This window comes from Arthrobacter sp. B0316-1-20, assembly GCF_059091865.1.
Map to the genome: position 1 here is coordinate 131,183 of NZ_JBNHHC010000007.1, position 25,074 is coordinate 156,256.

A 25,074-nucleotide genomic window follows, 5' to 3' on the forward strand; every position below is an offset into this window, starting at 1 on the left:
GCGGCGCCAGCGGTGCGGAACCGGCCCCGGATTCCATGCTGCACGGGCTCTCCGCGTAACAGTTTGAAACCGACTGTTGTGCCGGCTTTGATTTTCATACTCTAAAGGCCCTTAGCAGTTGCCCCACCGGGAGATTCCCATGAACAACCACACGCAGGTGCCCGCGTCCTTGACAGAACGGGCCGGCACCAACGATGCAACTTTCTGATGCAGAACAGCGTGAACTAGCCAAAATTGAACGGCATCTCGCCGCCGAAAATCCGGTCTTGGCCCGGATGCTGTCGATGCCGGGAAGGCCGTGGCCTGCCGGGACCCGGCATCCAAGCGAGACGGAACCACCGGGCGGCACCGGCGCGGTGATCACCCTGTCGCTGCCGATTGTCAGCCAGCAGACCCCGCCGGGGCCGGAACTGCCGCAGCCGTCATCGAAACGGCGCAGCTTGGGTCGCTGGATGATGGCTGCTGGAGTGGCAACGGTGGCTGCAGGTCTTGTGACTGGAACCGTCGCCGTCGCCGTTGGCGGTTTCCTGCTCATCGCTGCCGGCAAATACACGGCCGACGTCTAGAACGGATCTCCATCAGCTTGGGGTTTCAGTCGTCTGACTGCATGAAGCCGGATTGGTAGGCTGCGATAACGGCTTGGGTGCGGTCCCGGACCCGGAGCTTCGAAAGGATCGACCCGATGTGCGTCTTGATGGTCTCGGTGCCGAGGAACATCGACTGCGCCATTTCCTGGTTGTTATAACCGCGGGCCAGAAGACGCAGGACCTCGGCCTCGCGCCGGCTGAGCCCGGCAGCAGCAACGCGGTCGGGGGAACGGCGGCCGTTGAGTGCGGCCAACTCGCGAAGCTTGGCCGGGAAGACGATGGAATCGCCGGCGGCGACTGCACGCACGGTGTGGAGGAGTTCTTCCGGCCGGGCACGTTTGAGCAGGAAGCCGTCGGCGCCAGCTTTTAGCGCTTGGTAGACGTAGTCGTCGCTTTCGAAGGTGGTCAGGATCAGGATCTTGGGGCGCACGCTCCCGAGCGCCACTAATTGGGCGGTCGCCTCGAGGCCGTCCACCTGCGGCATCCGAACATCCATCATGACGAGGTCCGGCTGCAACCGCCGCACTTCCGGCCACACCTCCGTTCCATCGGAGGCTTCACCAACGACTTCGATGTCTTTGTGCGCACCGAGAATGGCGGCAAGACCGGAGCGGACCAACGGTTCGTCGTCCACCAGCAAGACGCGGATCGGCTGGTTCATGTGGCAGGCTCCTGCAACGGAATTTCTGCGGACAAGATCCAGCGGCCGCCGCTTAAATGGGACCGCGTGGTGCCGCCTGCAAGTCTGGCACGCTCTTGCATTCCCGCGAGGCCGCGGCCTCCGGCCCCCGAGGCGGTCTCATCCCGGCTCTTTTCTACCGGATTGGCGAGCCGGAGCTGCAGGCACCCTCCGATGGATTCGATGTGCAGCTTAGCCTCCCGCGGCGAAGCGTACTTCAGCGCGTTGGTGAGCCCCTCTTGCAGGATCTTGAACGCGGCCTCCGACGCTCCTGCCGGCACTTCCTGCAGCGTCCGGGGATCGTACGCGCGTGCTACTCGGAGGCCTTGGTCTTCCATATGGTCCAAATAATCGGGCAACTGCCGAAGTCCCGCAGGACTTTCTACTTGCTCTCCGGGGGAACGCAAAATGCCGATCACTCGATCGAGTTCGGCCAGCGCACTACGGCCGGTGTCTGCGACCGCGCGCATCGCCCGCGCTGCCCCATCGGGATCACGTCCCAGCAGGGCTTCGGCGGCAGTCGCCTGGAGGGTGGTCACCGTCAGGGCATGGCCCACCGAGTCGTGGAGCTGGCGGGCAAGCTCATTCCGTTTGGCTTCCAACCGCGCCTGCTCCTCTTCTAGCGCCCGATGCTCTGCCGGAGAGGGGCCCAGCAGAAGTGTGGCCCAGTGCGGCAATGCAATGCCGGCCAAAATGGTGAACATGATGACTCCGGTGCCCAGACCCAATGACCACAGCGCCGCCGTCGTGCCATCGGTGAAGGGGCCGACCGCGGCGGCCAGTTCGCGGGCGGAATCCGCGTTGCCGAGCAACGGCAGGATCAACACTGCGATGATTAGCGGGGCCGCGAACGCGATAGCCACGAGGGTCAGGCCACCGGCCATGAGATGAACGAGGTACCAAACCGCGCCCCTGATGCGGCGTTGCCGTGTCACGGGACCAGCGGGTTCAACCAGATTTACCGCCAAGAGCTCGCCGACGGCGGTTCGTTCCAATGCTCGGGTTGCGGAGAGCGCGGCCGGCACGGCGAGCAGCAGGACCAGCACGGTAAACGCGACGGCAGCTTTGGCTGGACTCACCGCCGCTAGCTGGGTGGCCCAGATAAAGACAACGATGTACGGCACGGCGAGCAGGGCGCCGATCATCATGAACACGAAGTGCCTGAAGATCCGCCCTGCTCGCTGCAAGGGCCTCCGGCCCGTTTCCGTCATGGGCTCATTCTCGGCCATCGCCTGCTGGCCGTCATCCGCTGAGCCCGCACCGGGGGCAAGAACCGCGGTGTTTGAGGTAGTAGGCCAGTGTTGCGGCGCCGAGCAGTAGGCCCCAGGGGATCCACAGAAGCGTCGGTCCGATCGTTGCCCAGTTGGCCCAGTCCAACGGGATGCCACCCGCGCCGCGGACTGTGAACACCCGAATCATCTCGGCCCCGGCGGGAATCGTGATGAGGGATACGAAGCCGGCCGGAATGACAGCCAACAGGACCGGGACCCGCCGTTCGCCCAGGAAGGGGATCCAGCCTGGAAACACCGAACCCCAGCGCTGGATCAGACCCAGCGTCAGCAAAACTCCAAGCAACGCCATGGCAGCCAAGCCAAGGCCGGCGTACACCAGACCAGTGTCCTGCATCTGCTGCAGAAAGACCGGCTCAACTCCGAGCGGGATGCCCGCCGCCCAAGCAAAACGCGTGATTGCATAGATCCCAGGAATGGTGGCTGCAGCGATGGTCACCGGCGTTGCCCACCGTCTGGCAGTTACCACTGAAGCCTGGCGACCGCAGCGGACACAAGCACTCGAACGCCTGCGAACGGCCACCACTGTGGTCAAGATCCACAGCGCGACCCCAATGATGCAAGCCAATTGATGGCCCACGATCGGCCACGGCAGGTCGATGGCTGTCTGAAAGAATCCCGGATCGGTAAAGGACTTGACCATAAGGAACGGCAGATAGCCCAGCGTCGCCAAAATATTGCTATCGACTACCACCAACAGCACGATGCCGCCATATGTAGAGGCAAAGACCGTGGAGCCCAACACGAAGGCCCGGGCAGAAAGCAGCCGATAGTGGGCGGCAAATCCAAGCAGGGATCCGGCCATCGCCAAGGAGGGGAGGAGATAGTTGAGGACGGCGCCCAGCGGCCCGTTTAACTCGTGAGATAGGGCCTCGGCGGGAACCAAAGGCAATGAACCTTGCGTCAGCAGGAAGAACATAGCGGCTAGCGCGTAGAAACCCGCCGCCAAGGCCGTGATCAACGGCGTGCGCTCGATGAAGCGGCCCCTAGCCACTGGAGGATGCTGTTTCACTTCTGAAGTAGTCATGATCTCAGTCTTCTCACCACGGTTCGCCCGCGGATCCCGCTGCCGGGCTAGAGGCATCCCCCGAATGAGGGAAAGCGAGTGCCTCATAGTAAAGTTGCGGGGTGATTCGCCGATACTCTGCTTTGCTGATGCTCCCGCTCGTGGCCCTGGTCGCCACCGGTTGTGGACAGATCGAACAGGCCGCCTCCGACGCAGCCGACCAGGCTGCCAACGCTGCTTCCGAAGCCGTCAGCCAAGCCGCGTCCGATCTGGCCAACGCCGCTGTTGGAGAAGCGGTCAAGCAGGCATGCGCTCCGATCCGCGACGGTAAAGTCGGTGCAGAGGAGAAGCAGTTGCTCGGCGGACTGGTCACGGCCGCAGACGCCGCCGGCGTTCCCGCCGAAATCACCGGCCCGATGTCGCAGATCGCCGAGTCCGGCGACCAGATCCCGGCCGAAACCGTCGCCTCCATGCAAAAGGCCTGCGACGACTACAGCGCTGGCTAAAGTTCCATCTGCCGCCCCTGGTCATCGTGCGGATGGCGAAAGGTCCTGACGGCACCTCGTGGCCGGGCGGCCCATCTCCCTCAGAACGGGGGAGTTTCCGGCTGCTCTGGCCACCCGCGGAATGGGCTGAAAGGTCCGCCCGGGCCGCCACCTTCTGCGACGGAGTCCAAGCCAATATCAAGTTCTGCTTGCACCGCCCGTCCCGGTGGATCCGTGTGGTCAACGGGTGTTCCTAGAGCGCCCGCGTCAGGTTTACCCAAGTCTCCCCGAGGTGGGTGCGCGGACTGCCCGGAGTTGGTGCCCAGCAGGGCCGGCTCGGGAGGTCGTTCGGGCAGCTGGGCGTCCTTGAGCCAGACGTGATTGCGTACTGGTTTTTGCGCCGGATCCACGTCGGGCGGCGGGAAGAACCAGGCGACGCCGTTGATGACCTCGATCCGCCAGTCTCCTTCGTGGATGAGGTGATGGTGGTGACTGCAGAGCATCACGCCGTTGTCGGTGGATGTTGGGCCGCCCTTTTCAAACCACCGGATGTGGTGCACCTCCGTCCAGGGCGAAGGGGCGGTGCAGCCGGGGAAGGCACAGCCGCCGTCCCTGGCGATGATTGCCAGCCGCATGTACTTCGGAAACAGCCGCTGCGACTGGCCGACGTCCAGAATCACGCCCATACCGGCAAGGACCACCGGGATGATGTCCGCATCGCAGGCTATCCGGCGGATGGTCTTCGCGCTCAGCGGTCCGGAGAAAGTACTGGCTCCCGGGCGGCCGAGCTCAGAGGCCAGGTCCTTGTAGTCGATGGTGGCCAGCAACTGGGGACGTCGTCCGCTTGCTGCCGGCAACAGATCCGTGGTCAGCGCGACCTTGCAGGCACCGATAAGCCCGTCCAGTTGCTTCTGCTGCCGGGTGCGCCCATCTGTTGGCACGGAATCGGTTGAAGCATCAGGACCCGTATCGTGTCCGTGACCCTGGTCCGCAGTGCCGCAGGCGTCAGTGGGACCGGCCATCGGGACGGATTCCTCGGCTGCCGGGGCTGTCTCGCTGTTGTCGATGAAGTCGGCCGCGTCGTCGTCATTGAGCGCGCTGACCGCGTCGGCGGCGTCGTATCCTACCGTCTCGGCCGTGGCGGTGCCTTCCCGCAATCGAGGGTTGGTGGCCGAGTTGTAGACCGTGGCCAGGACCTCGTTTTGCTCATCGGTGGCGTTGATCTCGTAGCAGTGAAGGCCGTTGCGCCGGCCCCGGTAAAACAAGCCCTGCCGTGATTTCAGGTCGGCCGGACCGGGATCGGCGCCGCCGGGGTTGAGTCCGCCCTCCCACTGCCGAATCAGGAGCCGCAGCGAGTCGACGTCGTAATCGGAGGCATGCTTGACCAGTGCCTCTTCCATCTTGCGGAGCTGCTCCGGATCGGCGGTGCGGCGCAGGCCGTCGATGGCCTTGCGGATCAAGCCGGCGGCTTGGCCGGAAACCATCCCCTCGTCCAACGCGCGGGCGAGCACCGGCAACCGCGGCGGGGGAACGGGCGTGCCCTCGGGCGCCGGCTTGGCTTCGGTGGCCTCCGCTAGTTGGAACCGGCGCGCCGCTTCCTGCCGGGCAATGCCCAGCTTCGCCCGGAGATAATCCTCGTTCGTCTTGTACGCGCCGTGCTTGCGACGATTCGGCTCGTCGGGGTCGTGTGGTGTGTCCGTCTCTCCGACGGCAGCGATGTTCTGCGCTTTGATGATGCGGGCCAGGATGAGCTGGGTTTGGGAAACGGTATTGGCCAGCTCTTCAACCTGTTCTGCCGTCCGGGCTACGGATTTTGTGCTGCGGGTCAGCCCGCCGTTCCGCAGCCGGCCGTTCAACCCAGTGATTTCGGCGCGCAACCGGTCCAGCAGAGCGGACTCATCCTGCTCTGCTCCCGGAGCCTCGTCCAGCGCCTCAATCGCCATAAATCCAGCCTATGCAGCGCGCGTACAGGCGAGCAGAACCCAGCACTCAAAGGTGGATAAGGTGGCCGCCATGGGTACTTGTGGAGGCGGAGTGCCCGCAACGGGAACCTGTGGAGTCGAGTGCCGGCGATGGGTGACCAAAACGGGTGCCTTGCAAGCGTGGAGCACCGTTTCGTGGCGCCGCCCCACAACGGTGCAGGTGAGCAACCGCCGCACCATGTTGCTGCGGCGGGCGCAGCCCACCAGGCTCAATGCGCGACCGGCGCACCTTTCCGGGCAACCTCGGCCGGTTCTTCCACCGGCTTCCGGATGAAGAACGCGGCGGCCACGGCCACCACGGAGATGATCGCTCCCGCCAGGAAGGCAGCACGCACGCCCCCCGCCACCGCCGTCGTCGTTTCCGCGCCGCCGGCGGCAAGCGCAGCGGTCTGCATGGACATCACGGTGACGAACATGGCGGTGCCGGCCGCACCGGCCACCTGCTGCACGGTGCCGATGATCGCGCTTCCATGCGAGTATAGTGGCCGCCGCACCGAGCCCAGGCCGGCTGTGAACAACGGCGTGAAAAGCAGCGCCAGACCCAGGCTGAGTACGAGGTGCGCGGCCAGCAGAGTCATCGGCGCCGTGTTCTCGGTGACCGTGGACAGGTACCAGAGCACGGCGCTGACCAGTACTGTTCCCGGCACCAAAAGCACCGTCGGTCCGAACTTGTCGTACAGTCGGCCGACGGCCGGTGCCAGCAGGCCCATCAGCAACCCGCCCGGCAGCAGCATCAGGCCGATCTTCAGCGGTTCCAGCCCCAAAACCTGCTGCATATATATAGGGAGCAAAATGATGGTGCCGAACAGTGCCGCCATGCTCACGGCCATCAGCCCCACGGACATGGAGAAGTTGACGACACGGAAAGGACGCAGGTCCAGCAGCGCCTTGTCCGAGCGCTGCAGCCGCACCTGGCGCAGCAGGAACACCAGCAGTGCCACCCCGCCGGCCGCAAACGCGACCCACATCGCGCCACCCGAGGTGGGCTCCGCCGTCGTTGTTCCATGTCCGGAACCCACCTGGCTGAGGCCGTAAATCAGCCCGCCGAAGCCAATGGCGGAGAGCACCACGGACGGCACGTCCAGCGGAACCTGCCTGGGCTCGCTGACGTTCTGGATCTTCCGGTTGCCGACCAGCAGCATGGTCAGAGCGATCGGCAGCACCAACCAGAACATCCAGCGCCAGGACAGCGCATGGAGGATGAGGCCGGAGATGGTCGGGCCGATCGCCGGTGCCACCGAAATCACAATCGAGACGTTGCCCATGGTTTTCCCGCGGTCCTCCGCCGGCACCAGGTTCATCAGCGTGGTCATCAGCAGCGGCATCATGATCGCCGTACCCGACGCCTGCACCACGCGCGCCACCAGCAGCACCTCGAACCCCGGCGCCAGCGCGGCCAGCAGCGTGCCCGACGAGAACAGCAGCATGGCCGCCGTGAAAACCTGGCGCGTGGTGAAACGCTGCAGTAGGAAGCCGGTCACCGGGATGACCACCGCCATGGTCAGCATGAACGCGGTGGTCAGCCATTGGGCCGCGCGGGCGCTGATGTGCAGGTCTTCCATCAGGTCGGTCAAGGCCACGGACATGATGGTTTCGTTCAGGATCACCACAAAAGCGGAAACCAGCAGGATGCCGATCACCCTGCGGTTGCGGCGCGATTCATCTGCCGTCAAACCGCTGCCTTGGGCCTGCCCGGGCCGCGCCGAGTCACTATTCGTCGACGGTTCATTACTCACGGGAGAATCCTCGGGTGGGAGTGCGTGCTGTTGTGGTCGGCCTCCGAAGGGCCAAGAACGCCGGCGAAAACGGCGGAATAGTAGTCTAACCCTCGGCCATCAGCTCCTATTCCCGCTACCCCTCACGGTCTGGCAAATAACGACGCCGGTGCTCGCCCGACGGGGCAGGGTCGCCTCGGAATGGGGCGGGGGAGTGCGCTGCAGTTCCCGATGCCAAGCCTTGGGCCAGAGACGGACTGCGGACCGCAAAGCCCGGTTAAAGAGGCAAAGCTTCGCCCCAAAGGGAGAAGCTTCGCCGGTTAAGGCAGCGATTACGCGTTACGGAGGCAACGCCCCGTTGTATAAGGGGCCCCGTGTTAAAGAGCCGTGTTAAAGAGGAGAAGTTTCGCCGGGAAGAGGCACGGGTCCCCTTGAGGAGGAGCCTGCCAGTTAAGAGGAGAAATCCTGCAGTTAAGGAGGAGATGCCCGTGCTTAAAGAGGAGAGGCCCCGTCGGCGCATGCCGACGGGGCTCCCTGTGGTCCTGGGCCGGCCGTTGGGGGGAATGACCGGCCCAGGAAACTGTGGGGCTACTAGATGGTGTAGTAGCCGGTGACCGGCATGGCGCTCACGTCGTGAACCAGGGTGCCCTGGCTCGGGTTGAGCGCGCTGATCATCTTGCCGCCGCCGAGGTAGATGCCGATGTGGGCGCCGCCGTTTTGCACGACCAGGTCGCCGGCCTTCGGGTTGCTGGTCGGCGTCAGGGCGCTGCCCTGAGTCTGGCTGGTGCGGGGCAGGTCGACGCCTACCTGGGCGTAAACCCACTGGGTGAAGCCGGAGCAATCCCAGCCGGAGGTGGAGGTGCCGCCCCAGACGTAGGGGGTGCCCACGCCCTGCATGGCGATGTCCACGATGCTCTGGTTGCCGCCGGTGGAAGCGGGCTTGATGTCGGTGCTGGCCAGCGAAACGGTGGCGGTGTCTGCCGGTGCAGCCTGGGTGGCTACGGTTGCCACGCTGGTGCCCTGGGCAGCCTGGCCGCCGCCGGACTGGGTGCCCTGCGCGGAACCGGTCAGCGCGATCTGGTCGCCCGGGTAGATGATCGTGTAAGCGTTCAGCCCGTTGGCGGCCAGTACGTCCTGCACGTTCTTGCCGTACTGGGCGGCGATCGTGCCTACGGTATCGCCAGCGACCACGGTGTGGGTGGCGGCGTCGGAAGCAGCTTCGGTGCTGGCGTTGGCCGGGGCGGCAACGGCGTCCGCAACATCGGCTGCACCGTAGGTCGGGACGATGACATCGGAGGCAGCGTTGGCTGGCAGGCCGACGCCCAGCATCAGACCGCCGGCAGCCGTGACAACGGCGGCGCTGCGGCCGACGGTGCCGGCGTGGGATGAAACAGCGTTGGTCAGGCCGGCCACAGTGGTGTTGCGGACGGGGGTGGCGCGGTGGCGTGCACGGTTGTTTTTGAGCAGCAAGAAGTAACCTCTCCCAATGCTTACGAGGTGAGCTGTCGGATTCGGATGGGAGTCACCCGGTCGTGCGGTAGTGCGGCATGCACTCCACGCGACTTAACCCCAAGGGCCCCAAAGGGGCCCGGAAAAGTGGGTCCCCCGCCTCTGCCAGATGTCTAGCGAACGAACTCGGGAAGGTTGGCAGAGCTCAGCAATACCTTCCGAGGACGGCGGCGGATGTTCGCCGTCGTTGCAATTACGTTACATAACGGTTCGATAACTGTCCAAGCCCTGAGATTTACCTGTGGATAACCTGAGAGCGGGGCCTCGTCGGGAAGAACAGACATCCGACGCGGGCGATACCACGGGGTATGGCCGCTACATCCACCGGCACAATCCGCCCAGAAATCCATCCACATCGCATTACTTGTACGGTGACTTGGTGGTCAACTTCACTCTCAAGCAACTGCAGTACTTTGTGGCAGTCGCCGATCACGGATCGATCTCCGCCGCCGCAGCCGCCAGCCACATCTCACAAGCGGCAATGTCTCAGTCGCTGACGGATCTGGAACGGATCGTGGGCGCGCAGCTGATGGTACGGCACCGGTCCCGCGGAGTGGCTCTGACAGGTGTCGGCCAACAGTTCCTGCGAGACGTCCGGAGCCTGGTCCGGCACGCCGATGACGTGCATAACAGCATCATCGAGCGCCAGCAGGGACTGGTCGGTCCGCTGGCCATTGGCTGCTACAGCACCCTCTCCGCCTTCTGGGTCCCGGTGATCAGCGAACGGTTCATCAAGCCCCATCAGCGGCTCACTGTGACCATGGAGGAAGGGGAAGCCGCCGAGCTGCAGCACCGGATGCAGGAGGGCTACCTGGATGCGGTGATTACCCATACGCGGCACTTGCTGCCCGGCGTGCAGGCGCGAACGGTCAAGGAAGGCCGGCCCTATGTTCTGCTGGCGGCCGACCACCCGCTGGCTTCCCGAAAAAGCGTCCGGCTTGCCGAACTGGCCGAAGAGGACTTCGTCTCGCTGGACATCCCGACCGTGCGGGACAACCAATTGGTCAACCTGCGGTTGTCCGGACTGGACCCGAAAATCGCTTGGCGTTCTTCGAGTTTTGAAGCTGTGCGGGGCATGGTGGCCCGCGGCCTCGGCTACACCGTGCTGGTGCAGCGGCCGCCGGCTAACCACAGCTACGACGGTCTTCCGCTGGCCACTGTGGAGATCGACGGGCCGGTCGGGCACAGCGACGTCTGCGTGGCCTACGCCAGCGGCACCAAGCCAAGCCTCAGGCTGAGGGCCTTTCTCGACTTCTGTGCGGAGGTTGGCGGCGCGGCTGCGAGCGGATCCGGCGAGCGCACGACGGCGTGACGCGGCTTAACGCGGCGCCCAGCCGACAAACGCACGACGGCACGGCACGGCTTAACCGTGACGGCAGCCGCTGCCTCGGGCAACGGCCGCCGTAACGTTCAGGCCTAGCGAGCAGAGACTACATGTTCTCCGCAGTGAGGTCCTGGTTCTTACCCTCCTTGATGCCCAGGATGCAAAGCCCGGCCAGCACGAACGCGCCGGCCCAGACCGCAGCGACCATCCACAGTTCACCGCCGGCCGCCAGCACGAGGCCGCTTGCGATCATCGGGGTGAACCCTGCGCCCAGCGTGGAGGAGAGCTGGTACACCAGCGAAGCGCCGGTGTAGCGCACCCGGGTCGGGAAGAGTTCGGCGGTGAATGCACCGAACGGGCCGAAGATGGTGCCCTGGATGACGCCGTTGGCCAGGAACAGGCCGATGGCAAAGAGCCACAGCGTTCCGAGTTCCAGCATCCACATGATGGGGAAGGCCAGTACCGCGCCGGCGGCGATGCCGATGAGCATCACCGGACGGCGGCCGAGCTTGTCGCTGTGCCGGGCGGCGAACCAAATGGCAACGACGGTTAATGCCGCGCCGATCGCTTTGACGTTCAGCACGGCGGTGCGGTCCAAGCCGACTTCGTCCACCACGTAGGAGATGGCCCACACGGTCATCAGGCCCTGCACGGTGTAGGAACTCATGCCCACCAGCGTGCCCATGACGACATTCTTCGGGTATTTCGTCAGCACTTCGAGAATCGGGATCTTCTTCTCGTCGGCCTTATTCTCCAACGCCAGGAACAGCGGAGACTCGGCTACTTTGAGCCGAACAACCAGGCCGATGCCCACCAAGACGATGCTGATCACGAACGGCAGCCGCCAGCCCCAGGCCAGGAACTGTTCATCCGGCAGCACGGACACGGCCGAAACCGCGAGTGTGGCCAACACTGCGCCGGCGGGGCCGCCCATGTTGGCGAAACTGGCCGCGAACCCGCGGCGCTCCTTCGGCGCGTGTTCCAAGGCCATCAGCATGGCACCGCCCCATTCGCCGCCCACGGCCAAGCCTTGGATGATGCGCAGGACGATCAGCGCCAGCGGAGCGGCCATGCCGATCTGGGCCGTGGTGGGTAGCAGCCCGATCAGCGTGGTGGCCACGCCCATCAGCATCATGGAGGTGATCAGCACGCCCTTGCGGCCGAGCCGGTCACCAAAGTGGCCGAAGATGATGCCGCCGAGCGGGCGGGCAAGATAGCCGACGGCCAGCGTGGCGAAGGAGGCGAATATACCCACGGCGGGGTCCAAGTTCACGAAGAAAACCGTGTTGAAAACCAGCGCCGCCGCGGTGGCATAGAGGATGAAGTCGTAGAACTCGATGGCGCTGCCCAAGAAGCTGGACGCCAGGATACGCCGCATTTCCGGCGTGTTGAGGCTGGGGATCTTCAGGTCGTCCGCAGGTTTGCCGTGCTTGGCCGGTGTCGACGCCGTTGTCGTGTCATTGCTCATTGTGCAGCCGCCATTTCATGGTCATCGGTTCCGCCGACTCCAGTCGGCCCCGGGTCGGTGGAAGAGAAAGAGATCACGTCCAGATCATCGGGGATCAGGAATGTGCCGTTGAAGTTCTGGCCGTGCGCCTGCCATACCGCGTCCGGCGTGGTTCCCGGCACGAGGTGGTGCAACGCCAGGGTTCGTGCCCCGGCCTGCTGTGCGATCGCGATCGCGTCCTGAGGCGAGGTGTGGGACCTGCGGTGGTGGTCGATCGAAGCCCGGGCTTCCTCGGTGTCGATGCTGCCATACGCGCGCTGGACCCAATCGAAGTCGATGGCTTCGTGCAGCAGCAGATCGGTGCCGCGGGCGAGCCGCACCATATTCTGGCAGGGTGCAGTGTCGCCGGAAATGGTGACCGACCCTTCGGCCGTATCGAAGCGGAAGGCGAAGGCGGGCGCGACGGGCGGATGCTCCACCAAAGTGGCCGTCACTGTGACCAGTTCATCGCGGTAGATCTCGAACGGCTCCATGCCGGCCGGCGTCGGGTTCTGGTTCGGGTGGTAGCCGATGGTGTCGGGGACGACGATGTCTTCGGCCACGAAATAGTCCAGCGGCGAGGGGCGCAGGGCGTCGATGACCCGGTCGTTGAGGTCGGTGGCGTAGGCCTGCATTAGGTGGTGGAACATGTCCCGGGTACCCGGTGTAGGCAGTTCCGGGAAGACCGGCGACGGCGGCACCGCCGCGCGGGGGGAGGGAGGCGGCAGTTCGCCCCGGTCACCCGGACCTAGAATGCGGATGCTGCGCTGTCCCGGCGTGAGGGTGAATAGTCCGAAGATCGCGAGCCCGGCCAGATCGATCGTGTGGTCGGAGTGCAGGTGGGTCAGGAAAATTCCGCGCAGTGACGAAACCTGGAGGCCGGCTTTCATCAGTTGGCGTCCCACTCCGTTGCCGGCATCCACCAGGTAGACGGCATCGCCGACGACGACGGCAGTGGAGATGCCGGTGCGGCGGCCTGCGTTCTCACCGGTCCACCAGCGAGGGCCGCCGGCTGTGCCCAGCGTGACGACGTGCGGTTTGAGGGAAAGGGTCATCGGGTCGAGCTCCTAAAGATCTGTCCGCCCGTGGTGCCGGCGGAACCTGAACTCCATGATGCGGCTCACAAAGACTTTCGTAAAACGGTAATAACCGGCTAACTTCAACGGTTTTACTTATGACTTGCGCCGTCCCGGACAGGACGCTCGCCCGTCCTGCCCCATTGTCCGAGCCCGACGGCGGGAGTAGGCTCCGGCTTAACCGGGCCGCGAGAACGACCGGCGCTTCGGCTTGCGGCCGGCGGCGTGGCCCAGCCACTTCGGAGAGGAATGAAGCGCCATGCCCATCACCCGCGATCTGATTATCAATGGCGAGCACGTCCCGGCGGTTTCCGGCAAGACAACCGAGGACATCAGCCCCTATACGGGCGACACTTACGCCACCGTCGCCGCCGCTGGTCCGGAGGATGTCACGCGAGCCGTCGACGCGGCGTCGTCGGCCTTTGACTCCTGGGCCGCCACCCCTCCTACCCAGCGGGCGAAGATCTTCCTGAAGGCTGCCGATCTGCTGGAGGAGCGGATGCAGCAGGGCATCGAGCTGATGGCCGGAGAAGTCGGTGGAGTGGCGGTCTGGGCCGGCTTCAACATCCAGCTGGCCGCCAACATCCTACGCTCCGCCGCGGCGGCCACCACTGCTCCGCGAGGTGATGTGCTCGCCACCGATCTGCCGGGCAAGTTCTCGCTCTCGGTCCGCCAGCCCTATGGTGTGGTGGCGGCGCTCTCGCCCTGGAACGCTCCGTTCATTCTGGGTATCCGCGCCATGGCCATCCCGCTGGCCGTGGGTAATACGGTGGTGCTCAAGCCCAGCGAGGACGCACCGCTGGCCTGCGGCCTGTTCCTCGCGGACGCCATGCTGGATGCCGGCCTGCCGCCGGGAGTGCTCAACGTGATCACGAACGACCGCGCGGACGCGAACGACGTCGTCAGTACCTTGATCTCCGACCCGCGCGTGCGGAACGTAAATTTCACCGGTTCCACCAAAGTCGGACGGATCATCGGCACGCTGGCGGCGCAGAACCTGAAGCCGGCGGTGCTCGAGCTCGGCGGCAAGAACTCGCTGGTGGTGCTGAAAGACGCAGACATCGATTACGCCGTCCAAGCAGCGGCTTTCGGCGCGTTCATGAACGCCGGACAGATCTGCATGTCCATCGACCGGGTGATCGTGGACCGCAGCATCTCCGATGAGTTCTCCAGCCGCTTTGCGGAAAAGGTGGCAAAGCTGCCCACCGGCGACCCGATGAATCAGGCCACGGTCATTGGACCGCAGGTCAACCAGAGCTCGGCGGACCGGCAGTACGCCCTGATCGACGACGCAGTTTCCAAGGGTGCGCAGGTGCTGGCCGGTGGGGAGAAGGCAGGCCAAGCGGTGGTGCCGGCGACGGTGCTGTCCGGCATCACTGAGGAGATGCGGATCTACGATGAGGAGATCTTCGGTTCAGCCACCACGGTGATGGAGGTGGACGGCCCGGAGCAGGCGGTAAAGCTGGCCAACGACACGAATTACGGGCTGACCTCCGGCGTGATCACCGAGAACCTGGCCGAGGGCTTTGAGGTGGCGCAGCGGCTCAAGACCGGAATTAGCCACGTTAACGACCAGCCGGTGCAGGACGAGCCGATGGCCCCGTTCGGCGGGATCCAGGAGTCGGGCTACGGCAAATTCGGCGGCCAGGCCGGCATCAATTCGTTTACCGAGGAGCGCTGGATCACCATTCAACAAAGCGGACACGCCCAGTACCCGTTCTAGTTTCAGTCGCGGATCCGCACGGCGGTCTCGCGCATGTAGCGGTCTACATGGGCGTAGGCGTCGCGGGTTAATGCTTTCCACAGCTCGACGGCGAGGCGCGGGGTTTCGCTCTCCAACCGGCTGATTGCTTCGGCCGGGAGGAGTTTGACCCGTACCGTTCCGTTGGCGCGGACGGTGGTTTCCTGCCGGTCCGCGCTGCCCAGGGCCATTTCGCCAAACGTCATGCCGGCGCTCAGGGTGGTGAGCTTGACCCGGCTGTTCTCCGGGCCGGGCGACGTGGTGACCACGCTGCCGGACAGGATGAAGTAGACACCGCCGAAGCGCTGGCGGATGCGGCGGATGACGTCGCCGTCGTCGTAGCTGTGCTCTTCCATCAGGTCGGCGAGCGCAGCGGCATCCTCGGCGGCGAGCGGGCTGAGCGCGGGCGAGTCGGCAACGTCCACGGTGGCCGGCTGGCAGAGCTCGTCCCCGTAGCTGGCGATCAACTGGTTTTCGGCGAATTCGACCGCGGCGGTGCGGGTGGCGAACGACGGCACCGCCCGCCCGTCTTCTTCGAACCGCTGCGCCAGGGCGCCTTCGCCGTCGATCAGCACCAAGCCGCGTCCGGCCTGTGCCAGCGACGTCCGGAGCTGCTCCAGCATGTCCAGGGCGACCGGGGCAATTTCATCCACCCGGCGCATGTCCAGGATGATCAGTTCCACCGACTCGTCCAGGTCGCTGACCTCGCGCACCATGGATTCCGTGCCGGCGAACAGCAGATCGCCGTTCAGTTCGATCACCCGGGCGCGGTGTGCGTTGTCCCGCAGCACATCTGCGGCCTCTTCGGTGCGGCGGATGCCGGACGGGGCGTCGGCGATGTCATAGCTGGCGCGGATGGCATTGCGGCCGGTGCGGGCCGCCCGGACGAAGTGCAGCCCCATGTCGTGCGAGATCCGCCGGCTGGCCTCCACCCCGCGGACGCTGCTGCCGTGATCGTTCAGCGGCGGTGAGTAGACGGCCAGACCCAGCTGGCCCGGCAACACCGCAAGCAGTCCGCCGCCGACCCCTGATTTGGCCGGCATCCCCACGTCGGAGAGCCATGCCCCGGCGTCGTCGTACATGCCGCAGGTGGCCATCACGGAGAGGACCCGTTCCTCCACCTCCAGATCCAGCACCTGTTTGCCGGTCAGCGGGTTGGTGCCGCCGTTGGCCAGCGTGGCGGCCATGACGGACAGGTCCCGGCAGGTGACCAGCACCGAGCACTGCCGGAAGTAGTCCTCCGCCACCGGGTCCGGCTCCTGCTCAATGATCTCGAAGGAGCGCAGCAGGTGTGCCAGTGCCCGGTTGCGGTAGCCGTGCCGCGCCTCCGACTGGTAGGTGCGCTCGCTGACCGACAATTCCCGGCCGGCGAAGGCCGAATAGTGTTCCAGGATGCGGCGGAAGCCGGTCTTGCCGCCACTGCCCTTGATCAGCGACGTGGCGGTCAAGGCCCCGGCGTTGATCATGGCGTTGGCCGGTCGGCCGGTGCCGGGCGCCAGCGAAATCTCGTTGAACGCGTTGCCCGACGGCTCCACGTCGACCTTCCGGTCCACGGCCTCCAGGCCCAGATCGGACAGCGCCAGCCCGTAGGTGAAGGGCTTGGAGATGGACTGGATGGTGAACTCTTCGCCGGAGTCGCCGACCTCATAGACATAGCCGTCCACGGTTGCCAGGCAAATGGCGAACTTGTCGGGGTCCACGCCTGCCATCGCGGGAATACCGCCGTAGGGCTTGCCGTCCTTAAGCCCGGCGAGCTCGGCGTGCAAGGTGCGCAGGTAGCTCTGGATAGGGGAGTCCATGCTTGCCAGCCTATGCGGTCGGGCGGCGGGGCTGGATCCGGTCGCCTGCGGAGCCTACCCCTGAAGCGGAACCAACGATCACCTGCGGGAAGTATTGGGGCGGCTAGATTGGCTGCATGAGTGATATTTTGCCGACGTCGGCGGTCGACAATCCGCTGTTCGAGTTGCTGGCGGCCGGCGATCGAGCCGGGACGCTCGCTTACGTGGCAGCGATGGACGACGGCGAGAAGCGGCGGCAGAAGGCACTGGTCCGGAAGCTCCGGCTGGTGGTGTCCGCGGAGCCGACCGGTGCACGCTCTCCTGACGGGTGGTGGCAGGGCGAGTTGCAGCCAGACCACTGGGCCGCGGCGGACATCGCGCACATGGGATGTATCGGCGCGGAACGTTCGGCCGACCTGTCCTACACCGATCGCAAGGTGGCCCGCGATGCGCCGCCGGTGCTGTTTCCCGGCCAGCTGGAGCTGTTCGTCGAATCCTGGTCGGCCCGGTACGAACGAAACCCGAAGGGCTGGGACCGCAACCGCGGTATTGAAGCGATGTTTGACTGGGTGCGCGACGGGCTGGTCCCCGCACCGGTCCAGCGCGGGGCAATGCTGCTCCTGCTGAGCCAGACGCAGGTGCAGCGCATCAACTTCCTGAAGTTCCTGCGTGCACGGCCCGGACTGGTAGACGTAACGCTGAAAGAGCTGTTCCGCGTGCCCGGAGTCAAGGGCGCCAGCGCCATGCAGTTCGACGAGGCCAGCCCCGAGGACCGCAGGTTGTCCGTCCTGCTGCCGCAACTGGTCAAGCTGGGCTACTGGGACGGCGAGTGGGTCCGGCGCAGCATTGAACGAGTGCTGGCCGGCGACGAATGGCCGGAGTACCAGAAGCGTTTTTTCAAGCTCCTGCGCAGCAATCTGGCGGAGTAAGTTGCACGTGAACCAGCCGATGAAGCAGCGGAACGCAGCGCATGTGCCGCCTGAGCCCGGTGTCGGTCGGAGGACTGTTCGTCTACGCTGTGGGAAAAGGCGGCAACGGCGAAAGGCGGGACAGTAATGACTTCCAATCCGCGGGGTACCGGGCCGAACGACGTCGAGGCCGGGGGCTCCGGCCTCGCAGCCTCCGACGCAGTGGGACCCAAGAGCGGTGGACCGGGCAGCGACCGGCCGGAACAGCCAGTGGATGATAAGCGCAGCACACGTTTGGGAATGATCTGGACGGCCACTGTCGTTGCGCTGATTCTGCTGGTGCTGCTGATCATCTTCGTGGCACAGAACCAGGACCAAGTGATGCTGCGCTACTTCGGCTTCGAGGGCCAAGTGGCGCTGGGGCTCGCGCTGTTTGTCGCAGCGGTCGCCGGCGGCCTTGTCGTTGCTGCTGCCGGCGCCGCCCGCATCATCCAGTTGCGGTACCGGGACCGCAGGATCCGCAAGAACGGCTCGCAGCCGCGTTAGCACCGGTAGCTTAGATGGCCCAGAACGGTGCCCGCCGGCTGTTCACCTTCGGCCACGGCACCAGCACGCCCGGCGAGTTGGCCGAACTGCTCACCGGTGCTGGCGTGCAGCAAGTTGTGGACGTCCGCCGCTTCCCGGGCAGCCGCAAGCACCCGGAAATGGGCAGCGATGCGCTCGCCGGATGGCTTCGCGACGCCGGCCTCGGCTACCGCTGGGAAGAAGCCTTGGGCGGACGACGGCGGATTCCGGCAGGGGAGCCGGAGCCCGACAGTTGGTGGCGCGTCGCCGCCTTCCGCGCCTATGCCGCCTATACCCGCACGCCGGAATTCGCCGGCGGCCTGGCTCGCCTGCTGGCGGACGCCGAGGCGGCCGACGTGGCGATCATGTGCAGCGAGAGCGTGTGGTGGCGCTGCCATCGCCGGCTCATCTCTGATGTCTTGGTGGTCCTGCGCAATATTGACGTCGTGCATCTGCTGCCGGGCGGCAAGGAATCACCGCATGAACCGTCGGCAGGCGCCAGGAACGACGACGGCCGGCTCTTTTGGGACCGCGCTGAGGACTAGGTCAGCGCTTGCGGCCGAAGACCAGGGACGCCACCGCTGTCGCCGCCGTCACTGTATAGACCGACGGCCAAGCACCGATCTTCTTGGCCAGCGGGTGGGACAGCCCAAAAGCGGCCAGATATCCGCCGGTGAGCGCAGCAGCCCGGCCCGTACCGACGTCGTGCTTCCAGAGTGCGTAGGCACAGGCGCCGGCCGCGGACAGGACGGCTCCTCCCAGCGGACGGTTTTTGGTGGCGCGGGCGGTCTGGAAGCCGCCGATCAGTCCGGCGCTGGTCAGCAGGGCAGGGGCAACGGAAGCCATCGAACTCTCCTCACATTCGGGACTTCCAGCCTAGCGTTGAGCACCGGAGGGCGAAGCCTCACCCGAGCGGCCATGCGGGAAGCCGGTGGGGAAACCGAGGAGAACCGGTGCCGGCGCAGAACAGCAGCTTCCCGCGGGTTCCTCGGGAGCCAGTCCTGCTGCGGCCGTGACCTCACGTCCCGCGGTCACGGCGGCCGGAACATCGCAGCTACTGCCGATGTCGGCGGAGCAGACCCCGGTTTCCGGCAGATCCAACTCCACGTTGTCGGCTGCCGCAGTATCCCCGGCCAGCGCGGCGGCGATGGAGCGGACCTGTTCGTAACCGGTGGCCAGCAGGAACGTCGGGGCCCGGCCGTAGGATTTCATCCCGGCAAGGTAGAAGTCGTGGTCGGGATGGGCCAGCAGCTTGGCGCCGTGCGGCGGTACGGTGCCGCAGCTGTGGAATTCCGGATCGATCAGCGGGCCGAGTTCCCGCGGCGCTTCGACGGCCGGATCCAGTTCCAGCCGGACTTCGCGGAGCATATCCAGGTCGGGCCGGAAGCCGGTGGCCGGGATCAGCAGGTCTACGTCCAGCTGCACCTCGCCGTCGGGCGTGCTTCCGATGACCACCAGGCTGTCCGCGCTTTTGAACCCGGTGATGGTGAACGAGGTGTGCAGCTCGACATGGCCGTCCTCGACCAGTTGGCGCAACCGGGTCCCCAGCTGCCCGCGGGCCGGCAGCCCGTCCAAGTCGCCGCCGCCGTAGAGCCGCGTGACGCTGGAACCGCGGACAGCCCAGCTGATCCGGGTGCCCGGTTCGTTCTTGGCCAGCTGGCCGAGGTTGAGCAGGGTGTTGGCGGCGGAATGGCCGGCTCCGACCACCACAACCTGCTTGCCGGCAAAGCGTGCGCGGTCGCGACCGGTGACGTCGGGCAGCGGTTCGGTGATGAAGCCGGCGGCGAAGGCGTCTGCTTCACCGGGAGCGGACAACCCGGCTTGGCCCAGCGGGTTCGGCCGGCTCCACGTGCCGGAAGCATCGATGACGGCGCGGGCCAGATGGTCAGTGACGGTGCCCGCAGTATTTTGGACCCGGACCAGGAACGGCGTTTCAGTCCGGTCCCGTGAATGGGTCTTGTCCATACCCGCCCGGCTCACCGCCACCACGCGCGACGACGTGCGGAGTGCATTCCGGAGCGCCGGAAGGGCAGCAAGAGGCTCGAGGTAGCGCTCCACCAGTTCGGCGCCGTACGGCAACGCCGACAACCGTGGTTCTTCCCAGCCGGCAGCCTCCAGCAGCCGGCGGGAAGCAGCATCGATGTTGTAGCGCCACGGCGAGAACAGCCGGATATGTCCCCAGGCGCTGATCGCGGCGCCGGCGCCAATCCCGGCTTCGAAGATCAGCGGCGTCAGCCCGCGCTCCAGCAGGTGAGCCGCGGCAGCCAATCCGATGGGGCCGGCACCAACAACGACGACGGGGAGTTCCGCGGGGTTCTCATCCTGGCTCATGGTCTGCTTCCTTGCGATGGAACGGGGATCGGATCGGATCTAATTGGCGTCGGGGTGAGCGGCGGGCAGCAGTTCGGAAATCAGCTGCTGGATGCGGCGCTTGATCTCGTCGCGGATCGGCCGGACTGATTCCACGCCCTTGCCGGCAGGGTCCTCCAGCACCCAGTCTTCGTAGCGCTTGCCGGGGAAATACGGGCATTCGTCGCCGCAGCCCATGGTCACCACCACGTCCGAGTCCTTGACGGCTTCGGTCGTGAGCACCTTGGGCAATTCGGCGGAAATGTCGATGCCTTCTTCCCGCATCGCCTCGACCGCGGCGGGGTTCACCTGGTCGGCCGGCTGTGATCCGGCGGAGCGGACTTCGACGGCGCCCTGGGCCAGATGGCTGAGGTAGGCGGCGGCCATCTGCGACCGGCCCGCGTTGTGCACGCAGACGAACAGGACGGAGGGCTTCTGAGCGGTTTCGGCGGTCATGGGCGGGATGCTCCTAGGGACGGAAGTCGGGGTGTCGGTCAGGGGCGCAGGCCGGACATCAGCTCAGCGGGAGACAGCGGCAGGCGGCGCCTCGGCAGGCGAGGTGAAGAACCGCCGTCGTGCCCAGAGCGCCACGTAGACAAGGGCCACCAGCACCGGAACTTCAATCAACGGACCGACGACGCCGGCCAGCGCCTGCCCGGAGGTCACCCCGTAGGTGCCAATCGCCACCGCGATGGCCAGTTCAAAGTTGTTGCCGGCCGCCGTGAAGGCCAGCGTGGTGGTGCGCCCATAGCCCATGTTGAGCAGCTTGCCCACCACCATGCCGGCGCCGAACACCACCACAAAGTAGACCAGCAGCGGCAGCGCAATCCGGACCACGTCCAGCGGTCGGGAGGTAATTTCGTCGCCCTGCAGCGCGAACAGCAGCACGATGGTGAACAGCAGGCCGTACAGCGCCCACGGCCCCAGCTTCGGCAGGAACGTGCCCTCGTACCACTGGCGCCCCTTTGCCCTTTCGCCCAGCGTGCGGGTCAGGAATCCGGCCAGCAGCGGGATACCCAGGAACACCAGCACCGAAGCGGTGATCGCCCAGAAGGAGAACTCGGCGCTGGTGGTCGGTAGGCCCAGCCAGGACGGCAGCAGCTGCAGGTAGAACCAACCTAGCGCGCCAAAGGCCACCACCTGGAACACGGAGTTGACCGCCACCAGCACGGCCGCGGCCTCGCGGTCGCCGCAGGCCAGGTCGTTCCAAATCATCACCATGGCGATGCAGCGGGCCAGCCCCACAATGATCAAGCCGGTCCGGTATTCCGGCAGGTCTGGCAGGAAGATCCACGCCAGCGCGAACATGAACGCGGGCGCGGCCAGCCAGTTAATCACCAGCGAGGTGACCATTAGCTTTTTGTCGCCGACCACCCGGTGGGTTTCGTCGTAGCGGACCTTGGCCAGCACCGGATACATCATCACCAACAGCCCGACGGCGATGGGCAGCGAGACATCGGCGATCTGCACCGAATCCAGCGCCGGTCCAATGCCGGGGACAAAGCGGCCGAGCAGCAGTCCGGCGACCATGGCCGCGATGATCCAGACCGGAAGGAAGCGGTCGAGGGTGGACATGCGGGCCGCCACCTGGCTGGTATCCGGTGCTGCAACGGTCGGGCTCACAGGGCTCCTCAGGGCTGGGACGTGGCGGTGTTAAGGCGCCGGGCAGGTATCGATGTTGGTCGATACAGAGTATGGGCGTAGATATCGACGAGTGTCAATCTCCATGCATAATGGATGGCATGACCTCCGTAACTGACCTAGTGCCCGGTCCCGTGCAGACCGGTCGCGACCGCGAACCAGTGCAAACCGGCCGCGACGGAGATCCGGATTCCTGCTGCACACCTAGCGGTGCGCCGCCGATGAGTTCGGACCGGGCCGTCACCTTGGCAGGCCAGTTCAAAGCTCTGGCGGACCCGAACCGCTTGCGGCTGGTCTCCATGATCTCCGCCAGCGACGGAGCGGAAGCCTGCGTTTGCGACCTGACCGAGCCACTGGGTTTGGGCCAGCCCACGGTGTCGCACCATTTGAAGGTGCTGGTCGAGGCAGGAATCCTGCACCGGGAAAAGCGAGGCGTGTGGGCGTACTTCTCCCTCGTCCCGGGTGCACTTGACCGTCTTGCCGGCGTCCTCGTCGAACCCACCTAAATCGCCTCGGCCCCGCGTGAAATCGGTATAATTGGTCTCCGGTGATGGATCCCGCCGGAGCTTCCTTTGCTCGAACTGCCTCTTGGCTGATGGTTCCTACCTTGACCACAGGTAGGTGAAGTGTTGACGGCATCGAGTTCCCAGGACAGGCGGCCGGAAGATCGCGGGCCGCATAGCGGACCGATTCTGGTCGGCGTTATTCCCGGACAGCCCGCAATTGTCGTTGTCCGCGCCGCGGAACTGGCCGCCCGGCTCGGCGTCGAGCTGGTCTGCGCCTACGTCGATACCAGCACCTACGAAGACGTCAGGGACGACGAAACCCCCGTTCTGCTGCCGATCGACCCCGACGGGGACTACGACTACATTGCAAAAACAGCCGGAGAAATCCAAGCCCATCTTGCACACGCACTGCAAGGAAGCGGCGTCGCCTGGTCCTTCCGGTATCTGCCCGGCGAGCCCGCACGGGCCTTGGCAGAGACCGCCGATACGTTGGACGCGATGATGATCGTTATTGGAACCCGCGAACCAGGGCTGGCCCACCGCCTGGAGGAGATCATGGCCGGCTCCGTGGCCGTGCACCTGGCGTACCACCAACACCGTCCCGTCCTGGTTGTCCCCTTGAACCCCCAACTGTCCGCGGAGCAAGGCTGATGACACGGAATACGAGTGGCGGGCGCCGGGAAGAACTTGCGGTTCCGGGTGTGCATGTTGGGGGAACGCCGCGCGCGGAGCGACCGGTGCATTTGCGCCTCGGCTACATTGGGCTTGTTTTTGCCGGCGGTGTGCTGGGTGCGCTGGCTCGGTACGGTGTAAACCATGCGCTGCCTGCCCCGAACGGGTGGCCGCTGCCAACGCTGACGGTGAACCTGTGCGGTGCCTTCGCGCTGGGCCTGCTGTTGGAGGAGCTCGTCCGGAGGGGGAGCGACCGCGGCGGCCGCCGGGTGCTGCGGCTGCTGCTTGGGACAGGGTTCTTGGGCGCTTTCACTACCTACAGCACGCTCGCGCTGGATGTTAATCTCTTGTTCGGCGCGGGCGACATCGCCGGTGGCGTCGGCTATATTCTTGCGGGGTTGGTCGGTGGCCTCGTGGCCGCGTGGTCAGGCGTTCTGGTCGGTGCCGCACGACACCGGCACCGGGCAGCGCGGACAGCCCGGGCAGGCACCGTGCCGCCTCAGGCCGCCGGGGAGGACGCTTCGTGATCGTTCTTCTGCTGGGGTTGGCTGGGGGAGCCGGCGCCGTTTCCCGGTTCGTCATCGACGGGACGATCCGGTCCACTTTCCGCACGGTCCTTCCGTGGGCAACCATTTCCATCAACATCAGCGGGTCGTTCCTGCTGGGTCTTCTCGCCGGGTTCGTGCTGGGCGGTGCCCTGCCGGCAGAGGCCCAAACGATAGCAGGGACAGGCTTCCTCGGCGGCTACACCACGTTTAGCACGGCCAATGTGGAAACCGTCCGCTTGATCCAGGACCGGCGCCCGGGCATGGCGCTCGTTAACGCGCTGGGAACCTTGGCCGCCACGGTGCCCGCCGCCGCGGCCGGACTAGCCTTGGCCGGCGCGTTCTAAAGGCTTCCCCGGCTGAGTGCACGTGACGCTTCCCCAGCTGGGTGCAAGGGCAAGCCCCCTCACCCAGGGTCGGAGCCGCGGCCGTCCGGGTGGCCACCAGCGGATTGCGCGGCGGTGGCAGGGGCCCGGTACCAGACCGTCAGATAGAGCCGGTGGGCAGTGATGACCAAGGCCAGCCAGGCGACCCCAAGCGTCCAAGCGACCAGGACATCGGTGAACCAGTGGTGCCCCAAGAAGACCCGGCTCAAGCCCATTGCCACCGAGAACAAGCCAGCGGCAGCGGCGGTCAGGATCTTCGACCGCCGGGTCGTTTGGCGCAGGATGAGCAGGTAGGCCACCACACCGGCGACCACGATCGCGTTGAGCGAGTGCCCGCTGGGAAACGAAGCCGAATGTTCATACGGTGGCACGGCGTCCGCCAGCGACGGCCGGGCACGCCCAATGAACTGCTTGGCCACAATGGTCATCAACAGCGACCCGCCCGCGGCGGTGACAATCAGGATGGCCGGAGTCCAGGAACGCCGACGGATGGTCAGCACGGCCAAGGCCAGGCACGCCACAATGGGCATCCCGATGGGTCCGCCGATGTTCGTGAAGGCCGTCAGAGCTGAATTGAGCCAGGGCGTCCGCAGGCCTTCCGCCGCTGCCAGCATCGGATGGTCCAGTTGGGCCACGCCGTCGCCCTCGGTCACCGCCTCATAGATTTCCGCTGACGCGACCGCGAGCAGGACAGCGATCAAGAGCCCCACGGCAAGGGTCAGGATCAACACGGCCCGTGGTCCCAGGATCCGGCTGATGCGGTCCGTCACGCGCGCCGCAACCCTGCCCGCCCGTGTGCCCCACGCGGTCAGGTCCCGCCCGCCAACAAAACGGTCTTCGCCCATC

Annotated in this window: 25 protein-coding genes and 2 riboswitches; of the genes, 11 read left to right on the forward strand and 14 right to left on the reverse strand. The window is 65.7% G+C overall.

The window, feature by feature from the left end:
* The first annotated feature begins 194 nt into the window (after positions 1 to 194).
* Positions 195 to 566, forward strand: a complete 372-nt coding sequence (locus AC5RW2_RS13665) for a DUF3040 domain-containing protein (RefSeq protein ID WP_493963191.1) — start codon at positions 195 to 197, stop codon at positions 564 to 566.
* 25 nt (positions 567 to 591) lie between these two features.
* Here the strand turns inward: AC5RW2_RS13665 and AC5RW2_RS13670 are convergent, their stop codons facing one another.
* The 3 genes from AC5RW2_RS13670 to AC5RW2_RS13680 are packed head-to-tail and all read right to left on the reverse strand — an operon-like array spanning position 592 to position 3,582.
* On the reverse strand, positions 592 to 1,248 hold the full coding sequence (locus tag AC5RW2_RS13670) for a response regulator (RefSeq protein WP_493951049.1): 657 nt from the start codon (positions 1,246 to 1,248) through the stop codon (positions 592 to 594).
* Positions 1,245 to 2,477 carry a sensor histidine kinase gene (locus AC5RW2_RS13675; RefSeq protein WP_493963192.1) on the reverse strand — a complete coding sequence of 411 codons (1,233 nt, stop codon included), beginning with the start codon at positions 2,475 to 2,477 and terminating at the stop codon, positions 1,245 to 1,247. Before AC5RW2_RS13675 ends, AC5RW2_RS13670 begins: the two co-directional genes overlap by 4 nt.
* Before the next feature lie 31 nt (positions 2,478 to 2,508).
* Positions 2,509 to 3,582 carry a hypothetical protein gene (locus AC5RW2_RS13680; RefSeq protein ID WP_494074080.1) on the reverse strand — a complete coding sequence of 358 codons (1,074 nt, stop codon included), beginning with the start codon at positions 3,580 to 3,582 and terminating at the stop codon, positions 2,509 to 2,511.
* 101 nt (positions 3,583 to 3,683) lie between these two features.
* On the opposite strand from AC5RW2_RS13680, the gene AC5RW2_RS13685 reads away from it, so the two are divergent.
* Positions 3,684 to 4,067: a hypothetical protein gene (locus AC5RW2_RS13685; protein ID WP_494074081.1), complete on the forward strand. Its 384-nt coding sequence runs from the start codon at positions 3,684 to 3,686 to the stop codon at positions 4,065 to 4,067.
* 80 nt (positions 4,068 to 4,147) lie between these two features.
* Here AC5RW2_RS13685 and AC5RW2_RS13690 read toward each other — a convergent pair whose 3' ends face one another.
* The 3 genes from AC5RW2_RS13690 to AC5RW2_RS13700 all read right to left on the reverse strand — a co-directional run bounded on the left by AC5RW2_RS13690 (position 4,148) and on the right by AC5RW2_RS13700 (position 9,213).
* A complete protein-coding gene (locus AC5RW2_RS13690) occupies positions 4,148 to 5,989 on the reverse strand; it encodes an HNH endonuclease signature motif containing protein (RefSeq protein ID WP_493963194.1) in 1,842 nt (613 codons plus the stop codon).
* A 248-nt stretch (positions 5,990 to 6,237) separates the two neighbouring features.
* Complete coding sequence (locus AC5RW2_RS13695; protein ID WP_493963195.1) at positions 6,238 to 7,764, reverse strand: MDR family MFS transporter; 1,527 nt, start codon at positions 7,762 to 7,764, stop codon at positions 6,238 to 6,240.
* Positions 7,765 to 8,334: 570 nt separating this feature from the next.
* Positions 8,335 to 9,213: a C40 family peptidase gene (locus tag AC5RW2_RS13700; protein WP_493951043.1), complete on the reverse strand. Its 879-nt coding sequence runs from the start codon at positions 9,211 to 9,213 to the stop codon at positions 8,335 to 8,337.
* A 3-nt stretch (positions 9,214 to 9,216) separates the two neighbouring features.
* A riboswitch (cyclic di-AMP (ydaO/yuaA leader) is annotated at positions 9,217 to 9,381 on the reverse strand.
* 250 nt (positions 9,382 to 9,631) lie between these two features.
* On the opposite strand from AC5RW2_RS13700, the gene AC5RW2_RS13705 reads away from it, so the two are divergent.
* Positions 9,632 to 10,564 (forward strand): LysR substrate-binding domain-containing protein, encoded by a 933-nt coding sequence (locus AC5RW2_RS13705; RefSeq protein WP_493951042.1) that lies wholly within the window; start codon positions 9,632 to 9,634, stop codon positions 10,562 to 10,564.
* A gap of 118 nt (positions 10,565 to 10,682) precedes the next feature.
* On the opposite strand, the gene AC5RW2_RS13710 is transcribed toward AC5RW2_RS13705, so the two are convergent.
* Both AC5RW2_RS13710 and AC5RW2_RS13715 read right to left on the reverse strand, forming a co-directional pair.
* The gene (locus tag AC5RW2_RS13710; RefSeq protein WP_493951041.1) at positions 10,683 to 12,044 is read right to left on the reverse strand and encodes an MFS transporter; all 1,362 of its coding nucleotides are present in this window, start codon (positions 12,042 to 12,044) and stop codon (positions 10,683 to 10,685) included.
* Positions 12,041 to 13,117: an MBL fold metallo-hydrolase gene (locus tag AC5RW2_RS13715; protein ID WP_493963196.1), complete on the reverse strand. Its 1,077-nt coding sequence runs from the start codon at positions 13,115 to 13,117 to the stop codon at positions 12,041 to 12,043. Before AC5RW2_RS13715 ends, AC5RW2_RS13710 begins: the two co-directional genes overlap by 4 nt.
* A gap of 280 nt (positions 13,118 to 13,397) precedes the next feature.
* On the opposite strand from AC5RW2_RS13715, the gene AC5RW2_RS13720 reads away from it, so the two are divergent.
* Positions 13,398 to 14,861, forward strand: a complete 1,464-nt coding sequence (locus tag AC5RW2_RS13720) for an aldehyde dehydrogenase family protein (protein ID WP_493963197.1) — start codon at positions 13,398 to 13,400, stop codon at positions 14,859 to 14,861.
* A 2-nt stretch (positions 14,862 to 14,863) separates the two neighbouring features.
* On the opposite strand, the gene glsA is transcribed toward AC5RW2_RS13720, so the two are convergent.
* Positions 14,864 to 16,678, reverse strand: a complete 1,815-nt coding sequence (glsA, locus tag AC5RW2_RS13725; protein WP_493963198.1) for a glutaminase A — start codon at positions 16,676 to 16,678, stop codon at positions 14,864 to 14,866.
* A 116-nt stretch (positions 16,679 to 16,794) separates the two neighbouring features.
* Between glsA and AC5RW2_RS13730 the strand changes: the two genes are divergently transcribed.
* From AC5RW2_RS13730 to AC5RW2_RS13740, 3 genes are all read left to right on the forward strand, one after another.
* The gene (locus AC5RW2_RS13730) at positions 16,795 to 17,586 is read left to right on the forward strand and encodes a MerR family transcriptional regulator (RefSeq protein ID WP_493963199.1); all 792 of its coding nucleotides are present in this window, start codon (positions 16,795 to 16,797) and stop codon (positions 17,584 to 17,586) included.
* Positions 17,587 to 17,712: 126 nt separating this feature from the next.
* On the forward strand, positions 17,713 to 18,111 hold the full coding sequence (locus AC5RW2_RS13735; protein ID WP_493951036.1) for a lipopolysaccharide assembly protein LapA domain-containing protein: 399 nt from the start codon (positions 17,713 to 17,715) through the stop codon (positions 18,109 to 18,111).
* A gap of 14 nt (positions 18,112 to 18,125) precedes the next feature.
* Complete coding sequence (locus AC5RW2_RS13740) at positions 18,126 to 18,674, forward strand: DUF488 domain-containing protein (RefSeq protein WP_493951035.1); 549 nt, start codon at positions 18,126 to 18,128, stop codon at positions 18,672 to 18,674.
* A 1-nt stretch (position 18,675) separates the two neighbouring features.
* On the opposite strand, the gene AC5RW2_RS13745 is transcribed toward AC5RW2_RS13740, so the two are convergent.
* From AC5RW2_RS13745 to arsB, 4 genes are all read right to left on the reverse strand, one after another.
* Entirely contained in the window at positions 18,676 to 18,975 is a 300-nt protein-coding gene (locus tag AC5RW2_RS13745; protein WP_493963200.1) for a hypothetical protein, read from the reverse strand.
* Between the two features lie 30 nt (positions 18,976 to 19,005).
* Positions 19,006 to 20,460, reverse strand: a complete 1,455-nt coding sequence (locus tag AC5RW2_RS13750) for an FAD-dependent oxidoreductase (protein ID WP_493963201.1) — start codon at positions 20,458 to 20,460, stop codon at positions 19,006 to 19,008.
* 39 nt (positions 20,461 to 20,499) lie between these two features.
* Positions 20,500 to 20,934 (reverse strand): arsenate reductase ArsC, encoded by a 435-nt coding sequence (locus tag AC5RW2_RS13755; RefSeq protein WP_493963202.1) that lies wholly within the window; start codon positions 20,932 to 20,934, stop codon positions 20,500 to 20,502.
* Positions 20,935 to 20,997: 63 nt separating this feature from the next.
* The gene (arsB, locus tag AC5RW2_RS13760; RefSeq protein ID WP_493963484.1) at positions 20,998 to 22,053 is read right to left on the reverse strand and encodes an ACR3 family arsenite efflux transporter; all 1,056 of its coding nucleotides are present in this window, start codon (positions 22,051 to 22,053) and stop codon (positions 20,998 to 21,000) included.
* 287 nt (positions 22,054 to 22,340) lie between these two features.
* On the opposite strand from arsB, the gene AC5RW2_RS13765 reads away from it, so the two are divergent.
* The 4 genes from AC5RW2_RS13765 to AC5RW2_RS13780 all read left to right on the forward strand — a co-directional run bounded on the left by AC5RW2_RS13765 (position 22,341) and on the right by AC5RW2_RS13780 (position 24,189).
* Positions 22,341 to 22,625: an ArsR/SmtB family transcription factor gene (locus AC5RW2_RS13765; protein WP_493963485.1), complete on the forward strand. Its 285-nt coding sequence runs from the start codon at positions 22,341 to 22,343 to the stop codon at positions 22,623 to 22,625.
* A 31-nt stretch (positions 22,626 to 22,656) separates the two neighbouring features.
* Positions 22,657 to 22,731, forward strand: a riboswitch (Fluoride riboswitch).
* 17 nt (positions 22,732 to 22,748) lie between these two features.
* Positions 22,749 to 23,276: a universal stress protein gene (locus AC5RW2_RS13770; RefSeq protein ID WP_493951031.1), complete on the forward strand. Its 528-nt coding sequence runs from the start codon at positions 22,749 to 22,751 to the stop codon at positions 23,274 to 23,276.
* A gap of 86 nt (positions 23,277 to 23,362) precedes the next feature.
* The gene (locus tag AC5RW2_RS13775; protein WP_494074082.1) at positions 23,363 to 23,824 is read left to right on the forward strand and encodes a fluoride efflux transporter FluC; all 462 of its coding nucleotides are present in this window, start codon (positions 23,363 to 23,365) and stop codon (positions 23,822 to 23,824) included.
* A complete protein-coding gene (locus tag AC5RW2_RS13780) occupies positions 23,821 to 24,189 on the forward strand; it encodes a fluoride efflux transporter FluC (protein WP_493951029.1) in 369 nt (122 codons plus the stop codon). The genes AC5RW2_RS13775 and AC5RW2_RS13780 overlap by 4 nt, the downstream gene beginning before the upstream one ends.
* A gap of 59 nt (positions 24,190 to 24,248) precedes the next feature.
* Here AC5RW2_RS13780 and AC5RW2_RS13785 read toward each other — a convergent pair whose 3' ends face one another.
* Positions 24,249 to 25,073 (reverse strand): phosphatase PAP2 family protein, encoded by an 825-nt coding sequence (locus AC5RW2_RS13785; RefSeq protein ID WP_493963203.1) that lies wholly within the window; start codon positions 25,071 to 25,073, stop codon positions 24,249 to 24,251.
* Position 25,074 lies beyond the last annotated feature (1 nt).

What these genes read in the sequence shown, in the direction of transcription:
- AC5RW2_RS13665 (WP_493963191.1), top strand. Translation starts at nt 195, where the DNA reads ATGCAACTTTCTGATGCAGAACAGCGTGAACTAGCCAAAATTGAACGG.
- AC5RW2_RS13670 (WP_493951049.1), bottom strand. Translation starts at nt 1,248, where the DNA reads ATGAACCAGCCGATCCGCGTCTTGCTGGTGGACGACGAACCGTTGGTC.
- AC5RW2_RS13675 (WP_493963192.1), bottom strand. Translation starts at nt 2,477, where the DNA reads ATGACGGAAACGGGCCGGAGGCCCTTGCAGCGAGCAGGGCGGATCTTC.
- AC5RW2_RS13680 (WP_494074080.1), bottom strand. Translation starts at nt 3,582, where the DNA reads ATGACTACTTCAGAAGTGAAACAGCATCCTCCAGTGGCTAGGGGCCGC.
- AC5RW2_RS13690 (WP_493963194.1), bottom strand. Translation starts at nt 5,989, where the DNA reads ATGGCGATTGAGGCGCTGGACGAGGCTCCGGGAGCAGAGCAGGATGAG.
- AC5RW2_RS13710 (WP_493951041.1), bottom strand. Translation starts at nt 12,044, where the DNA reads ATGAGCAATGACACGACAACGGCGTCGACACCGGCCAAGCACGGCAAA.
- AC5RW2_RS13715 (WP_493963196.1), bottom strand. Translation starts at nt 13,117, where the DNA reads ATGACCCTTTCCCTCAAACCGCACGTCGTCACGCTGGGCACAGCCGGC.
- AC5RW2_RS13720 (WP_493963197.1), top strand. Translation starts at nt 13,398, where the DNA reads ATGCCCATCACCCGCGATCTGATTATCAATGGCGAGCACGTCCCGGCG.
- glsA (WP_493963198.1), bottom strand. Translation starts at nt 16,678, where the DNA reads ATGGACTCCCCTATCCAGAGCTACCTGCGCACCTTGCACGCCGAGCTC.
- AC5RW2_RS13730 (WP_493963199.1), top strand. Translation starts at nt 16,795, where the DNA reads ATGAGTGATATTTTGCCGACGTCGGCGGTCGACAATCCGCTGTTCGAG.
- AC5RW2_RS13735 (WP_493951036.1), top strand. Translation starts at nt 17,713, where the DNA reads ATGACTTCCAATCCGCGGGGTACCGGGCCGAACGACGTCGAGGCCGGG.
- AC5RW2_RS13740 (WP_493951035.1), top strand. Translation starts at nt 18,126, where the DNA reads ATGGCCCAGAACGGTGCCCGCCGGCTGTTCACCTTCGGCCACGGCACC.
- AC5RW2_RS13745 (WP_493963200.1), bottom strand. Translation starts at nt 18,975, where the DNA reads ATGGCTTCCGTTGCCCCTGCCCTGCTGACCAGCGCCGGACTGATCGGC.
- AC5RW2_RS13750 (WP_493963201.1), bottom strand. Translation starts at nt 20,460, where the DNA reads ATGAGCCAGGATGAGAACCCCGCGGAACTCCCCGTCGTCGTTGTTGGT.
- AC5RW2_RS13755 (WP_493963202.1), bottom strand. Translation starts at nt 20,934, where the DNA reads ATGACCGCCGAAACCGCTCAGAAGCCCTCCGTCCTGTTCGTCTGCGTG.
- arsB (WP_493963484.1), bottom strand. Translation starts at nt 22,053, where the DNA reads ATGTCCACCCTCGACCGCTTCCTTCCGGTCTGGATCATCGCGGCCATG.
- AC5RW2_RS13765 (WP_493963485.1), top strand. Translation starts at nt 22,341, where the DNA reads ATGAGTTCGGACCGGGCCGTCACCTTGGCAGGCCAGTTCAAAGCTCTG.
- AC5RW2_RS13785 (WP_493963203.1), bottom strand. Translation starts at nt 25,073, where the DNA reads ATGGGCGAAGACCGTTTTGTTGGCGGGCGGGACCTGACCGCGTGGGGC.